We start from the raw sequence: 13,975 nt of genomic DNA, 5'->3' as shown, positions 1-13,975 counted from the left end.
GGTGCCGCAGCACCGGGGGAGATCCACGTCGACCGGACGCGGAGCGTGCTCCCTGGCTACGGTGGTGACTGACTGGTCGGGGGGATCATGACGAACGTGCAGCGGGACGACCTGGTGGTCCATCGGGACACTCGACTGCGGCAGTGGTCGATCGCCCTGGCGGTCCTGGGCCCGGTGCTCGCGGTCGTCGCGTTCTGCATCCTGGTCGGGTTCAGCCTCGACTCGTCGTTCGGGGATCCCGCCAACGCGTTCGAGCACCTCCACGTGTGGGTCCTCGCGATCGTCCTCGGCGGACTGGTCCCGATGGCGGGTGCCGTCGTGCTCGCCGTCCTGTGCGTCGTCCGACGGTCGCCGTCCTTCGCGGGTGCGCTCGTCGGCGGCGCCGCGGGCCTGCTCCTGACGGCACTGCTGGCGCCGGCGCTCTTCGCGACCCGGATCCCGGACGCGCAGGAGTACCGGGCCGCGCTCGACCGCACCACGGCCGCAGAACGGCAGGACCCCGACTCGATGCGCGACGAGTTGGAGCAGGTCCACGCCGACGCCGTCGCCACGCTGCCGGAGCCACCGCCGTCCGGCTCCGCCCCTGAGCCCGGCAGCGAGTCGTCCGACGACATGCGATGGCTGCGCGGGGACATCTGCGACCTGTCCGTCGGCTACGACGGCGCCGACTGGTCGAGTGTGGACCTCGAGTCCTACGAGGTCGACGACGTCCAGGACGCGCTCGACGCCATCCGCGAGGACGCCGAGGCACACGGCCGCTCCGTCGAGGTGGAGACGGACGACGACACCGGTGGCGTCTCGCGGCTGGTCGTCTCGACGCGCTCCGGAGACCTGTTCGTCGACGTGGAGTCTCCTGTCCCGCCGCCCGGACACGAGGCGTCGACACTCGAACTGGGCGTGGTCACCCACTGCGTCGTGGACTGACGAGTTCGGGCACACGGCTGACGTTGACTCCACCGCGGCTGCACGTCAGGCGCACCGGGACCGTGCGTCCCCTGCGCCTGTGCCCACGCGCACGCCGGACCGAGGATCGTGGGACACAGCGCGCCCCCGACCCTCCGGGTCCCGGACGGAACGCGACGAAGGAGCTCCACCATGACCAGCACCACCGCCAAGCACGTCACCCTCGACCCGACCGGCACCCTGCGCACCCTGGTGCTGCAGGAGCCGGGAGCCCAGGACGTGGACCTGACCGTTCGTGGCATGGCCCCGGAACGACTCCGCTACCTGGGACGGATGTGGGCGGCGACGCACGCCCGCCTGCACCGCCCCCTCGCTGCCGACGGGTACGGCTACCGCGTCGTGGGTTCGCTCGCCTGATCGACGGCCTCGAGGCGCGGGGACTCAGTCGCCCATCGACACCACGACCTTGCGGGCGGAAACGCCGTTCCGCAGCGTCTGCAGGGCACCGGGGAGGGCCTCCAGTCCGTGCCCGACGACCATCGCTTCCGGGGCTGCGCGGAAGCGCCCGTCGGCCAGCGCCGCGGGCAGGAAGTCGCGGAAGACGGCCGGACCGACGGGGGAGACCACCGGGGTCCCGCCCCAGATGGCGGAGACGCGGATGCCGCGGAGGCGGGCGATCCGCGACCGCACCGCGGTGACCGGATCGGGGTAGGCGGACGCGATGCGCTTCGCGCCCGATGCACGACGGGTGATCCGCAGGGCGTGCCCGAGTGATCCACTGCCGATAGCGATCGTGCCCGCGAGCCGACGGCCCCGCAGTGCCGCGACCACGTCGCCGTCCACGTCGTCGTCCCGGTAGTCCAGGACGGTGTCGGCGCCGAGGGAACGGACGAGGTCGTGGTTCGCCCGACCGGCGGTCGCGACCACCGTGTAGCCGCTGGCACGGGCGAGCTGGACGGCGTTGCTCCCGACGCTCGTCGACGCGCCCCAGACGAGGACCACCTGGTCGCTCCGGTCCGTGCCGTCGCACGGCAGGGGGAGGGCCAGCTGGTCGGCTTCGTACAGCCCCGCAGCCGCCGTCGCCAGCGCGAGCGGCAGGACGGCGGCCTGCTCGAATGACAGGTCGTCCGGGAGGCGCGTGGTGACGCGCTCGAGGACGGTCACGATCCGCTGGAACCCGCCCTCGGCCGCGCTGTTCCGCGGCTTCTCCTGTCCGGCGGCGAACGCGGTCACCCGGTCGCCCACCGCGAGGGCCGTGACGTCCGGTCCGACGGCGAGGACCTCGCCGGCGACGTCGCTGCCGAGGACGGTCGGGAAGCGCACCCACGGGGTCACGAGGCGCCGGAGCGGGCCGGTGATCGCGTCGACCGGGTTGACCGCCACGGCACGGACGCGGACGACGACCTGGCCGGCGGCTGGGGTCGGCACCGGGGTGGGGCGGACCTCGAAGGGGCCGCGGGGGCTGAGCAGGAAGAGTGCGGCGTTCGTGGTGGTGGGGTCGTCGGCGGTCATGCGGGCTCCTCGCTCTCCGGTGCCGATCATCGCGATGACACGTGATGTCATCGTACGCCTCATGACACGTCGTGTCGTCAGCTACGATCGGACGATGCGATGGGCTCCGGATGCACGAGGACGGCTCGAGCGCGCCGCGTTCGAGCTCTTCGCCGAGCAGGGGTTCGCCGCCACGACGGTGCCGCAGATCACCGCGCGCGCCGGGCTGACCACCAGGACGTTCTTCCGGCACTTCACCGACAAGCGCGAGGTCGTCTTCGCCGGGTCCGAGATCCCCGAGACCGCAGCGCGACTGATCGTCGGCGCACCGGCGGACCTCGACCCGACGCAGGTCGTCCGGCACGTGCTGCACCAGATCTCGGCGGCGCGCTTCGACGGCCACCACGAGCAGACCGCCGCCTGGCGCCGGATCATCGAGGGGAACGACGAACTCCGTGACCGGGACGCCCGCAAGCGGTCCGACCTGGTCCGTGCCGCGCAGGCCGCCTTCGTCGAGCGTGGACAGACCCCGCTGCAGGCGACCGTCGTCGCGGAACTCGGCGTGCTCGTGTTCCAGGTCGCCCTCGAGCAGTGGGCGGCGGGGACCGGGGAGCGGTCGTTGGCCGAGACGATCGACGAGGTGTCCACACTGGTCCGGGAGCGCACGACCCCGGCTCCGGGTGCGCACTCCTCGGGCACGCGTCCGGTCAGCGACCACCCGGCGGACTGACCGTCGGGCCTCCCTCACCGGCCGGCCCCGAGGAGCGGTACGGCAGCATCCCGGTGTCGGCGTACCCGCGAGCCAGCCGGATGGCGGCCATCCAGCCCCACACATGCGTCCGCTTGCCGATGTACGCCGGGCCGAACCAGGTCTCCTGTCCGGCGTCACTCGGAGGCACCGATCCGACGACCTGGAGGCCGCCCTCGGTGAACACCTCGATCCGGGTCGCAGCACGCTCGAGCGGCGCGACGCCGCTGACGGTCTCCGGTGACGGCGGCCCGTCGGCCCGCCAGTCGAGGATCCCGACGACGAGGTTCACGCGGACGCGCGGCTGCAGTTCGAGGACCTGCAGACACGACCACCGCCCGCTCTCGCCCTGCACGGGGACGAGGTCCCCGACCCGGAGCGCGGTGGCGCTGCGCGGGGAGAACGGGAACGTCCTGGCGGTCACCATGCCGTCGACACTACGGGCCGGGATGGGAGGATCGTGCCCATGCGCGCCGTCACCTTCACCGCCTTCTCCGCGACGCCGGCCGTCACCGAGGTCCCCGACCCGGAGTGTCCGCCGCACGCCGCCGTGGTCCGCGTGGTCGCGACCGGCGTCTGCCGCAGTGACTGGCACGCCTGGCACGGGCACGACGACACGGTGTCGCTGCCGCACGTCCCCGGACACGAGTTCGTCGGCGTCGTCGAGCAGGTCGGGGACGAGGTCCGGCAGTGGCAGGCCGGCACACGCGTCACCGCCCCGTTCGTGAACGCGTGCGGCACCTGCCCCACGTGCGTCGCCGGCCGCCAGAGCATCTGCCCGAACCAGACCCAGCCCGGGTTCGACCGGCCCGGGTCCTTCGCCGAGCGGGTCGTCGTGCACCACGCGGACACGAACCTCGTCGCCGTGCCGGACGCCATCGACGACGCCACCGCCGCCGGACTCGGCTGCCGGTTCGCCACCGCCTACCGCGCGGTCGTGAACCGCGCCCGAACCGCCCCCGGCGAGCACGTCGTCGTGTTCGGCTGCGGGGGAGTCGGGCTCTCGGCGATCGTCGTCGCCGTGTCCCGCGGTGCACGGGTGACCGCAGTGGACGTCTCCGCCGAGGCGCTCGCGCTCGCCCGCACCCTCGGCGCCACCACCACGGTCGACGCGCGGACGGACGACGTCGACGAGCAGGTCCTCGCGGCGACGGACGGCGGCGCGCACGTCGTGGTCGAGGCGCTCGGACGGGCCGCCCTGGTGCGGCAGGGCATCGCCGCCCTCCGCCCCGGCGGTCGGCACGTGCAGGTCGGGCTCCTCGCCGGCGCGGAGGCCAGCCCCCAGGTCGACCTCGGCCGCGTCATCGGCCTCGAGCTCGAACTGCTCGGCAGCCACGGGATGTCCGCGCACGAGTACCCGGCGATGCTCGCCGAGATCGCCGCGGGCCGTCTCGACCCGGCACCGCTGGTCGGGCGGACGATCGCGCTCGAGGACGCGCCGGCGGCGCTCGCCGCGATGGACCGGCCGGCGACGGCGGCCGGCACGACGGTCGTCGTCCTGTAGTCGCGACCGTGTGGCGGCCGGGAGGCGCACCGCGGCACCGCCACGGGCCTCCCGGCCGCGACCGGCCCGGTCCGGCAGACTGAGGGCGGGGGCCGCGCCGACCGTGCGCGGTGACGAGGGGGAACCATGTCGGAACCGCGACCGCGCGTCCGTCGCCGCTGGTGGCTGTTCGCACTGCTCGTCGTGGTCGTCGACGTGCTGATGGTCCTGCCACTGCCCTTCCTGATCGTGAGCTACCCGCTCGGACTGGCCTCGTACAACGGGATCGCGTACGGGCTGCTCACGTGGGGTGCGCCGGCAGCGGCCGTGCTCACGGTGATCGCGCTGGTGGTGGTGCCGGCACCCCGCGAGCTGCTCGACGCCGGAGCGGGCGTCCTGGCCGGGCTGATGGCGTTGGGCGGGGTCGTCTGGCTCGGTGTGGCCGCGAGCTTCGGCGGGGCAGCGGGTCCGCTCGGTCTCCTGTTGCTGGGGGCGGCGGCGCTCATGGTCGCGCTCATCGTCAGGGGCGGTCCGCGTTCCGAGCGCTGAACGGGTCCGGAGCACGACGCCGTACCGGTGCCCGGGCAACGTGGCTACCATGCCACCCATGGGGGTCGAATTCGACGAAGCTGCAGCGGGGGCGCTGATCAGGGCGGCGCAGTCCGCGGACGGAGCGTTCACCGGGCAGAGCGGTGCCCGGCGAGGCGCGGTCGAGACCGCGATGCAGGAGTTCCGCGGGGGGTACGCCGAACTGTTCCGGACGGCGAGCGTCACCGAGTCCGCGGAGCGGGGCCGGCTCGCTCGTGCGATGGACGACCTCGCGCAACAGGTCGAGCGGGCGAAGCAGCAGGCTGCGGAGGAGAACCGACGGCTCGACGAGGTGCGGGCGTGGGAGGGCCGGGAGGCCGACCGGGACGAGCGTCGACGGACGCAGCCGCTCGGTCCCGTCGTCAGCGACATCGAGGAGCTGTTCGACCCCCGACCGTCCGAGCCCGCGGTCCGGCCGTCGACGATCTCCGTCGCGTTCACCGCCTCGCAGCGCACGCGTACGAGCAGCGGCAACGCATCGGGGACCAGCAGCGCGAAACCGGATGCCCTCCGGTCCTTCGCGACGCAGTCCCGGTCGTGCAACACCACCATGCGGCAGCACCTGGAGGAGGTCGCGGACGCCTGGACACGGTTCACGTCGAGTTCCTCGTGGGTGCCGGTCGGTGGCTCCGGCTTCCTCGACAACGGGTCGCGCTTCGTCGACGAGAACGAGGCCGACGTCACGTGGATGGAGCACGTGGCCGCCGCGTTCGAGCACGCCGGCAGCGGGACGCTCACGAACCACGCGCTCGACCTCGCGGTCGCCGCCTACCTGACGACGCAGGGCCAGGACCCGGTCGAGGTCCTCCGGCACATGGACGCGGACGTGGGTGCTGCGTGGCTCGCCGCGCACCCCGAGGTGCTCGACGCCCTGGTGACGACACCGCCGGCGTGGGGCACCCCGTCCGCCGTTTACTCCGCGATCGTCCAGGCTGAGCGCGCCCGCGGAGCCGACCCGGTCGACTTCGCGACCGTGCTGCAGCGCATGTACGTGTCTCGGGCGGCGGAGAAGGTGGGCATCGACATGGCCACCTGGGACACCGGTCGGGGTGCGCAGGCGCTGCTCGGACAAGTGACGGGGTCGTACCAGTACTACGCACAGCTCTACCTCGACAACCCGGACTTCATGTGGGCCGGGATGGCGAACATGGTCGGTCCGGACTTCGCCGCGGGGTTCCTCGACCTGCACTCGATGCGCGACCACATCGGCGAGGTGGCGCCGCTCCTGCCGCCGTCGTTGCGGCCGCTCACGGACGTGCTGGCGGACATGGGCGACGACGAGATCGCCTTCTACGAGAAGACCTTCCTCGACATGCAGAAGGGCATCTTCCTCGACGCGTCCACGATGCACGAGGCGTACCTCGACTCCGGCATGGACGGTATCAAGGAGCTGCGCGCGGCCGGACTGCTCGCGGGTGGCGCCGACCAGTCCCCGTCGGAGCAAACAGTGTCGGCACAGTACGCGGAAGACGCCTGGAACGACATCGACACGGGGATGCGAACCGGGTCGCAGGACCTGGTCGACCGGGGGAACGGGGCGCTGCTGTACCGGGAGCAGCACGACACGATCCAGCGCCAGTACAACACCATGCGGGACCACCCCGTCACCGGTGAGGCCTTCACCACGGTGCTGGGCATCGTCGGGGACGCGTCGATCCCGGGGACGAAGACGCTCGGCCAGTACGAGGGCGGGACGTCCGTCACGGTGGACGCCATGCCGTTGGTCCCCGGGGTGCAGGGGGTGACCGAGACGGTGTACATCCCGTCGCAGAACCTCTCCGAGTTCCCGGTCCGCTGGGACTACATCGAACACGACACCCTGCCCGCCTGGCAGACCCTCGCGCACGACGACCCGGAGCGTGCGCGCGAGCTCGTCGCCGGGTCGGTCCCCGACCGGATCCAGGACCGACGACTCGACCACCGCCTGGGCGACCTGGTGGACGACCTGCACGACACGGAGTTCAGATGGCGATGACACCGACCCGCGTCCTCGGGCCCGCGATCGCCGCCCTGGTGGTCGTGCTCCTCACCGGGTGCACGCCCGGACCCGCCGACCCGGCGCCCGTCGGGTCGTCCACCTCCGACGGAAGCGAGCACGACGTGAGCCATCGAGGCCCCGAACCCACCGCCATGTCCTACGAGAACGGGGTCGAGACCTGGGACCTGACGGTGCCGCCCTCGGTCGAGGCGTTCGGGATCGACACGGACGTCCCGGAGAACACCGCCGCCCTCGTCGGCGCCTATGCCTCCACGGGTCCCGGCGGTCGCCCGGTCAGGCTGCTGCTTCCCGGCGGCGAGGAGGTCCAGGTGCAGGCGACCCAGGTGATCTTCGACGCACTCGACAGCAAAGAGGAGCGGAAGGACGACTCGGGTGCGGTGACCCTGCCCGAAGGTCGGCTGTTCCACCTCCAGGTCGATGCCCTGACGGTCGAGGGCGCAGATGCCGGTGTCGACGGGTATCGGGACGTCCTCCGGCAGCTCGACCTTCCGAGTACGTCCGTTCGGGAGCTCCAGGACAAGGTCGCAGCAGCCGACTCGGTCGACCCGGTGGACGCGTCCCAACCAGTCGGTGCCAACGCCAGCGTGCCGAAGACGAACGGGCTCGACTTCGGCGTGAGTTCGTCGTTCCGGCCGAACGACGAGCCGCTGCTCTTCGCCCTGCGGCTCAACGGCGCGTGGGACCCCGTCCCGATCCCGTGATGTACTCGGGACGGGGACGCCGCGGACGGTTCGGCATCGGTGCGGGCGTGGTCGTGCAGTCGTTGCTCCTCTCCGGACGCGCAGCCGCGGAGGTCTCGTCCCGTCCTGGAGCCGCTCCCGCTGCCGAAAACGGAGCATCGGGGAGCACATGAGCAAGGACCATCAGGAACCAGGACGCGACGCTCGCAATGGTGCTGAGAGTGGCCCGCGGCGCTTCCCGGCGGCGGTGATCACCGTCCTGCTCGCCGTCCTGCTCGCAGGGTGTGTGGCTGCCGAACCCATGGGCTCGGTCAGCGAGCCGAGCAACAGCGTCACGGCTCGTCAAAGCGCAAGCCACGTCGGCCCCGAACCGACGGCGATGACGGTCGAGAACGGGGTCGAGACCTGGGACCTGACGGTGCCGCCCTCGGTCGAGGCGTTCGGGATCGACACCGACGTCCCGGAAGGCGCGCGGACCCGGGTCGGTGCGTACGGCTCGGAGTCCGGCGGGGGACGTCCGGTCCGGTTCCTGCTCCCCGGCGGCGAGGAGGTCCGGGTCCAGGCGACCCAGGTGATCTTCGACGCCCTCGACAACGCGCAGGAGATGACCGACCAGTCGGGCAAGGTGATCCTGCCGCAGGGGCGGCTGTTCCACCTCCGCGTCAACGCCGTGCCGGTGGAGGGCGCGAAGGCCGGCGTCGACGCGTACCGCGACGTCCTCGAGCAGCTCGACCTGCCGGACACGTCCGTCGGGGAGCTCCAGCAGAAGATCGCAGCGGCCGACTCGGTCGACCCGGTGGACGCGTCTCAGCGGGTCAGCGTCGGGGCCAGCGTGCCGAAGACGGACGGACTCGACTTCGGGCCCAGCACGTCGTTCCGGCCGAACGACGAGCCCCTGCGCTTCACCCTCCGGTTGAACGGCGCGTGGGACCCCGTCCCGATCCCGTGATGGGCGCCGGACGGCGGACCGGGGCGTGAGCGTGCCCGTCTCCTGACCTCGGCCGCCGAGGGTGGGCCGACCACTGCTACGGTGCGAGCACGGACCGGGGGGAACACGATGCGGACTCTGACCACACTCTGCGCAGCCGTCGTCATGGCGACGGTGACGATGGGCATGACGGGGTGCACCGACGCACCCGACGGCGGGACGCCACCATCGGCAGCCGCAGCGAGGCCGACGCCGTCCGCGACGCCGGGGCTGCCGGAGCACCTGGCCATCCTGCACCGGCCCTTCACGGCGACGGACGCGTTGCCGGACACGGAGGCGGCCGCTTCGACGCTCGACGAGGTGGTGCTGAACAGCCAGCGTCGTGCCGGTGCGTGGCACGGCACCACCTACTGGGTGGCTGCGGCGTCGAACGGCGGAGCGTGCCTCATCGCGGAGAACCCCGACCCGGCCAGCCCGGACAACTGGGCGACGTGCGGCGGGACCGATGTGCCGGCCGCGGAGGTGCTCGTGACCATGGAAGGCGACGACGGACACCGGGTCTCGCTGGTGTCCGACGGCTACACCGACCGGGGGCCGACTGCGCTGCACGAGGTCGTCCCCAACGTCTGGGGGAACTGACCGCATGCGTCCGAACGGCCCCGACGTGACTGGACAGGTCTTGTACATGTAGTCTCCTCTGCATGCCCGTCCCACCGAAGCGACGCCTCGTCGCCGATGCCCTCCGCGACGCGATCGCGACGGGCCGCTACGCCCCGGGCCAGCGCCTGCCCGGGGAGCACGACCTGGCCGAGCGGTTCGCCGTCAGCCGCGGGACGGTGCGGGCGGCGCTCGCCGACCTGGCGGACGAGGAGTACATCGCGATCCGCGGCGGCATCGGCTCGGTCGTCACCTTCGACGGCGCCGCGCTCGACCCCCGGAGCGGATGGGCCCGGTCCCTCGAGGCGACGGGCACCGAGGTCGCCGTCCGCGTCCTCCGGATCGCCGCGGTGAGCGCGCCGGCGCTCGCCGCGGAGCTCGGGCTCGACGACGCCGACTTCGTCGCCGTCGACCGCGTCCGGCACGTGGCCGGGGGACCGGACATCTCCCTGGAACGCAGCCTGGTTCCGCCGTTCGGGAGGCTCGCCCGAGCCGTCGACGAGGGTCTCGTCGACGGGTCGCTCACCGCCACGATCGCGGAGACGGGCCTGGTGCCGGCGCTCGCCGAGCAGTGGGTCGACGTGCTCCCGCTGACCGAGGAGGACGCGGTGCTCCTCCACAGGACTGCGGGCGACCCGTTCCTCCACAGCCGACGCGTCTCGCGCACGGCCGATGGCACGTTCGTGGAGGCTGTCGACAGCCTGCTCGACCCGAGCCGGTTCCGCATCCACATGACGTTCGGGAGCGCACGATGACGACGACCAGCACCGCCGCCGAGCACGCCCTCGCCGCTTTCCGGGGCCTGGCGATCGGCGACGCCCTCGGGATGCCGACGCAGTCGCTGTCGCTCGAGCAGATCCGTTCCGACCACGGGGTGATCAGCGGGTTCGTCGACGCCGGGCCGAACCAGCGCATCGCACACGGCATGCCGGCCGGGAGCATCACCGACGACACCGAGCAGGCCGTCCTCGTCGCCGAACTGCTCGTGCAGGGGCAGGGTCGGCTGGACCCCGTCGACTTCGCCCGCGCGCTCATCGACTGGGAGCGGACGATGGCGGCCAAGGGCTCCCTCGACCTGCTCGGGCCGAGCACGAAGACCGCCGTGCAGCGCATCCTCGACGGTGTCCCCGCGTCCGAAGCGGGCTCGACGGGCACGACGAACGGCGCCGCGATGCGGATCACCCCGGTCGGGATCGCGACGCCGCTCGGTACCGGGTCCGACGGGCTCGCCGGACTCGTGGACGCCGTGCAGGACGCCTGCCGGGTCACCCACGACACCGGGCTCGGCATCGCGGGGGCGAGCGCCGTCGCGGCAGCGGTCTCGGCCGGCATCGACGGCGCCACGCGCGCCGAGGCGCTCGACGTCGCCGTCGCCGCCGCCCGGATCGGCGAGACCCGTGGCCACTGCGTCGCCGGTGGCTCGATCGCCGACCGCACGGAGTGGGCACGCGGCCACCTGGCCACCGTCCCCGACGCCGAACGGATCGACGTCGTGTCCGGACTGATCGGCACGAGCGTCGCGTCGCAGGAGTCCGTCGTCGCCGCGCTCGCGCTCGTGGCGCTCGACCTCGACCCCTGGCGGACCGTCTGCACCGCGGCGAGCATCGGGGGCGACACCGACACGATCGCCGCCATGGCCGGCGCCGTCCTCGGTGCCGTGCACGGTGCGGCCGCCTGGTCCGCCGACGCGGTCCACCAGGTGGAGACCGTCAACGACCTGCACCTCGAGGAGCTCACCGAGCGCCTCCTCGACCTCCGCACCGGCCCCGGCCGGTAGCGGCACCCAGACCGCCGGGCGGCGGTTCCCCCCTTGCCGCCGCCCGGCTTCCCCCTCGCACCCTTCCGATGACGTAAGAGGACTTGATGACCAGCACGCCGACCGACGCCACCACCCGCGCCGGGACCCTGACCACCGTCGAGCAGCGGGGCATCGAGCCGGTGCCGGCCGCCGAACGCACCGGGACGCCCGGCGCGCTGTTCTGGGTCTGGTTCGCCGCGAACATCTCGATCCTCGGGCTCCCCCTCGGTGCCACGCTCGTCGCCTTCCAGGGACTGACCGTCTGGCAGGCGCTCCTCGTCGCGGTGATCGGCGCCGCCGGCTCGTTCGCCGTGGTCGGGGTCATCTCGATCGCCGGACGCCGCGGGGGAGCGCCGGGCCTGACCCTGAGCCGCGCGGTGTTCGGCGTCCGCGGCAACGTCGGCCCGACGTTCATCTCGCTGCTGAGCCGCCTGGGCTGGGAGACCGTGAACACCACGACCGCCGCGTTCGTGCTGCTGTCGCTGTTCACGATCCTCTTCGGCACCGACGGGGGTTCGAAGGCCCACCCGGTCATCACGATCGTCGCGATCCTGGTCTTCGTCGCCGCCACGGTGCTCATCTCCGGGCTCGGGCACGCGTTCATCGTCGCCGTGCAGAAGTGGGCGACGTGGGTCTTCGGTGCGCTGAACGTCTTCGTCGCGGTGTTCCTCGTCGCCCGCATCGACTGGGACGTCGTCGGCGCGCAGCCCGCCGGCCCGGTCGCCGCGATGGTGATCGGCATCGGGACGATCGCGGCCGGGACCGGTATCGGGTGGGCCACCGCGGGCGCCGACATCGCCCGGTACACGCGCACCAGCGTCCGCGCCGGCAAGCTCGTCGCCGCGAGTGCGGCCGGTGCGGGCATCCCGCTCGTCGTCCTGGTCGGGCTCGGCGCGCTCGTGTCCGCCGGTGACCCGACCCTGGCGCAGGCCGGGGACCCGGTCGCCGCGATCCGCGACATGCTGCCGAGCTGGATGGCCGTGCCGTACCTGATCGCCGCGTTCGGCGGGTTGCTGCTCTCGAACCACCTGTCGGTGTACTCGGCGAGCCTCACCACGCTGACCCTCGGCGTGAAGGTGCCGCGGGTCTGGGCCGTCGCGGTCGACGTCGTCATCACCACGCTCGGCGCCATGTACTTCATGCTCGTCGCCGACGGGTTCTACGCCCCGTTCATCACCTTCATCTCGGTGCTCGCCGTGCCGATCACGGCCTGGCTCGGTGTCTTCATCGCCGACATGCTCCGCCGCACCTGGTACGACCCGGAAGCGCTGCTCGACCTCCGCCGTGGTGGCCGCTACTGGTACGCGGGTGGGGTCGCCTGGCCCGCGGTCATCGCCTGGGTCGTCGCGATCGTCGTCGGCTTCCTGTTCACGAACGTCCAGGTGGGCGACGCCGACCCGGTGTTCGTCGGGGCGTTCTCGGACACCTGGATCGGCGCGAACGGCCTCGGCTGGGTCGTCACGTTCATCGTCGCGGCCGCGGTCTACCTGCTGACCGGCGGCCCCCGCGGCACGCTGCACGAGCAGCCCGACCAGTCCGCTCCGCTGCCGCACACCGAGCACACGGTCTGATGGGCCGCCTCGTCTCGGTCGGCAACGTCATCGTCGACATCGTGATGCGCATCGACGCCCTCCCGGAGCCGGGCGGGGACGTCATCGCCGCGGGCTCCGAGATCACGGCCGGTGGCGGCCTGAACACCATGGTCGCCGCCCGCCGGGACGGCATGGACGTCGTGTTCGCCGGGCAGTACGGCACCGGCCCCTTCGGGGACGTCGTCCGGCGGGCGCTGGCCAACTCGGGCGTCACCGTCGTGCAGCCCGGGCTCGCCGACGTCGACAGCGGCTACTGCGTGGCGCTCGTCGACGCCACGACCGAGCGCACCTTCGTCACGAGCGTCGGCGCGGAAGGGCAGCTCACCCGCGCCGACCTGGACCGTGTGGACCTGCAGGACGACGACATCGTCTTCGTGTCGGGCTACGGCCTGGCGCACCCGGTGAACGGTGCGGCCATCGCCGACTGGCTCGAGACCGTCCCGCCGTCCGTCCGCGTGGTGTTCGACCCGTCGCCGCTCGTCGACACCCTGCCCGGAGACCTCCTGGCCGCCGTGTCCGCACGGTCGGACGTGGTCAGCGCCAACAGCCGGGAGGCACGACTGCTCTCCCCGACATCGGCCACCCTCGCCGAGGCCACCGCCGCGATCGCGGCGACAGCGCGGGGGACCGCCCTGGTCCGGGACGGCGCCCACGGCTGCTGGGTCGTCGAGTCCGGTGGCACACCGGTCCTGGTCCCCGGGTTCCCCGTCGTCGCGGTCGACACGAACGGAGCGGGGGACGCGCACGCTGGCGTGCTGGCCGCCGCGCTGGGGCGTGGGGCGGGCCTCCCGGACGCGGTCCGTCGGGCCAACGCGGCAGCGGCGCTCGCGGTGACCCGGTCCGGGCCGGCGACCGCGCCGACGGCTGGGGAAACGGACGCGCTGCTCGCCGGAGCGTGACGCGGTGACCTCCGCGATCGCCGCACCCGTGCGGCTGGAGCGGTCCGACCGGACGGTCCAGCCGCTTGCTGGCGTCGTTCGTCGCGTTCCGTGGCTGAGGCGGGGCGCCGGTGTTTCCCGCCCGTCAAGTGTTGGTTACGAGCCCGTTTCCGATGCTCGGCGAACGCTCACGCTCCTCGAAGCTTCCTCTTGAGAACCCCTGCACTCGA

At 72.7% G+C, this 13,975-nt stretch carries 15 protein-coding genes; 13 read left to right on the top strand and 2 right to left on the bottom strand.

Annotated features, from left to right (window positions below):
• Positions 1-87 precede the first annotated feature (87 nt).
• Both DEJ34_RS15410 and DEJ34_RS15405 read left to right on the top strand, forming a co-directional pair.
• The gene (locus DEJ34_RS15410; protein WP_110910615.1) at positions 88-924 is read left to right on the top strand and encodes a hypothetical protein; all 837 of its coding nucleotides are present in this window, start codon (positions 88-90) and stop codon (positions 922-924) included.
• A 171-nt stretch (positions 925-1,095) separates the two neighbouring features.
• Positions 1,096-1,320 carry a hypothetical protein gene (locus DEJ34_RS15405; protein WP_110824414.1) on the top strand — a complete coding sequence of 75 codons (225 nt, stop codon included), beginning with the start codon at positions 1,096-1,098 and terminating at the stop codon, positions 1,318-1,320.
• Between the two features lie 24 nt (positions 1,321-1,344).
• On the opposite strand, the gene DEJ34_RS15400 is transcribed toward DEJ34_RS15405, so the two are convergent.
• Positions 1,345-2,415, bottom strand: coding sequence for a zinc-binding alcohol dehydrogenase family protein (locus tag DEJ34_RS15400; protein ID WP_110910614.1), 1,071 nt, complete (start codon positions 2,413-2,415; stop codon positions 1,345-1,347).
• Between the two features lie 94 nt (positions 2,416-2,509).
• On the opposite strand from DEJ34_RS15400, the gene DEJ34_RS15395 reads away from it, so the two are divergent.
• Positions 2,510-3,124 (top strand): TetR/AcrR family transcriptional regulator, encoded by a 615-nt coding sequence (locus tag DEJ34_RS15395; protein ID WP_181419469.1) that lies wholly within the window; start codon positions 2,510-2,512, stop codon positions 3,122-3,124.
• Here the strand turns inward: DEJ34_RS15395 and DEJ34_RS15390 are convergent.
• Positions 3,102-3,569 carry a hypothetical protein gene (locus DEJ34_RS15390; RefSeq protein ID WP_110910613.1) on the bottom strand — a complete coding sequence of 156 codons (468 nt, stop codon included), beginning with the start codon at positions 3,567-3,569 and terminating at the stop codon, positions 3,102-3,104. The two genes, DEJ34_RS15395 and DEJ34_RS15390, sit on opposite strands and share 23 nt — an antisense overlap.
• A gap of 39 nt (positions 3,570-3,608) precedes the next feature.
• Here DEJ34_RS15390 and DEJ34_RS15385 point away from each other — a divergent pair, with 39 nt between their 5' ends.
• From DEJ34_RS15385 to DEJ34_RS15340, 10 genes are all read left to right on the top strand, one after another.
• Positions 3,609-4,646: a zinc-binding dehydrogenase gene (locus DEJ34_RS15385; protein ID WP_110910612.1), complete on the top strand. Its 1,038-nt coding sequence runs from the start codon at positions 3,609-3,611 to the stop codon at positions 4,644-4,646.
• Between the two features lie 126 nt (positions 4,647-4,772).
• Positions 4,773-5,174 carry a hypothetical protein gene (locus DEJ34_RS15380; RefSeq protein WP_110900298.1) on the top strand — a complete coding sequence of 134 codons (402 nt, stop codon included), beginning with the start codon at positions 4,773-4,775 and terminating at the stop codon, positions 5,172-5,174.
• A 58-nt stretch (positions 5,175-5,232) separates the two neighbouring features.
• Positions 5,233-7,188 carry a hypothetical protein gene (locus tag DEJ34_RS15375; protein WP_110910611.1) on the top strand — a complete coding sequence of 652 codons (1,956 nt, stop codon included), beginning with the start codon at positions 5,233-5,235 and terminating at the stop codon, positions 7,186-7,188.
• Positions 7,179-7,913, top strand: coding sequence for a hypothetical protein (locus tag DEJ34_RS15370; RefSeq protein ID WP_110900300.1), 735 nt, complete (start codon positions 7,179-7,181; stop codon positions 7,911-7,913). Before DEJ34_RS15375 ends, DEJ34_RS15370 begins: the two co-directional genes overlap by 10 nt.
• Positions 7,914-8,271: 358 nt before the next feature.
• Positions 8,272-8,841: a hypothetical protein gene (locus tag DEJ34_RS15365; protein ID WP_146236862.1), complete on the top strand. Its 570-nt coding sequence runs from the start codon at positions 8,272-8,274 to the stop codon at positions 8,839-8,841.
• A gap of 108 nt (positions 8,842-8,949) precedes the next feature.
• A complete protein-coding gene (locus tag DEJ34_RS15360; RefSeq protein WP_110910609.1) occupies positions 8,950-9,459 on the top strand; it encodes a hypothetical protein in 510 nt (169 codons plus the stop codon).
• A 62-nt stretch (positions 9,460-9,521) separates the two neighbouring features.
• Positions 9,522-10,232 carry a GntR family transcriptional regulator gene (locus tag DEJ34_RS15355; RefSeq protein ID WP_110889390.1) on the top strand — a complete coding sequence of 237 codons (711 nt, stop codon included), beginning with the start codon at positions 9,522-9,524 and terminating at the stop codon, positions 10,230-10,232.
• Positions 10,229-11,254, top strand: coding sequence for an ADP-ribosylglycohydrolase family protein (locus DEJ34_RS15350; RefSeq protein WP_110910608.1), 1,026 nt, complete (start codon positions 10,229-10,231; stop codon positions 11,252-11,254). The genes DEJ34_RS15355 and DEJ34_RS15350 overlap by 4 nt, the downstream gene beginning before the upstream one ends.
• An 86-nt stretch (positions 11,255-11,340) precedes the next feature.
• Positions 11,341-12,846, top strand: a complete 1,506-nt coding sequence (locus DEJ34_RS15345) for a purine-cytosine permease family protein (RefSeq protein ID WP_110910607.1) — start codon at positions 11,341-11,343, stop codon at positions 12,844-12,846.
• Positions 12,846-13,766, top strand: coding sequence for a PfkB family carbohydrate kinase (locus DEJ34_RS15340; RefSeq protein ID WP_110910606.1), 921 nt, complete (start codon positions 12,846-12,848; stop codon positions 13,764-13,766). Before DEJ34_RS15345 ends, DEJ34_RS15340 begins: the two co-directional genes overlap by 1 nt.
• Positions 13,767-13,975 lie beyond the last annotated feature (209 nt).

Origin of the sequence: Curtobacterium sp. MCPF17_050, from assembly GCF_003224435.2 — a bacterium.
GTDB lineage: Bacteria > Actinomycetota > Actinomycetes > Actinomycetales > Microbacteriaceae > Curtobacterium.
This window is presented reverse-complemented; position numbering and strand designations above follow the sequence as displayed.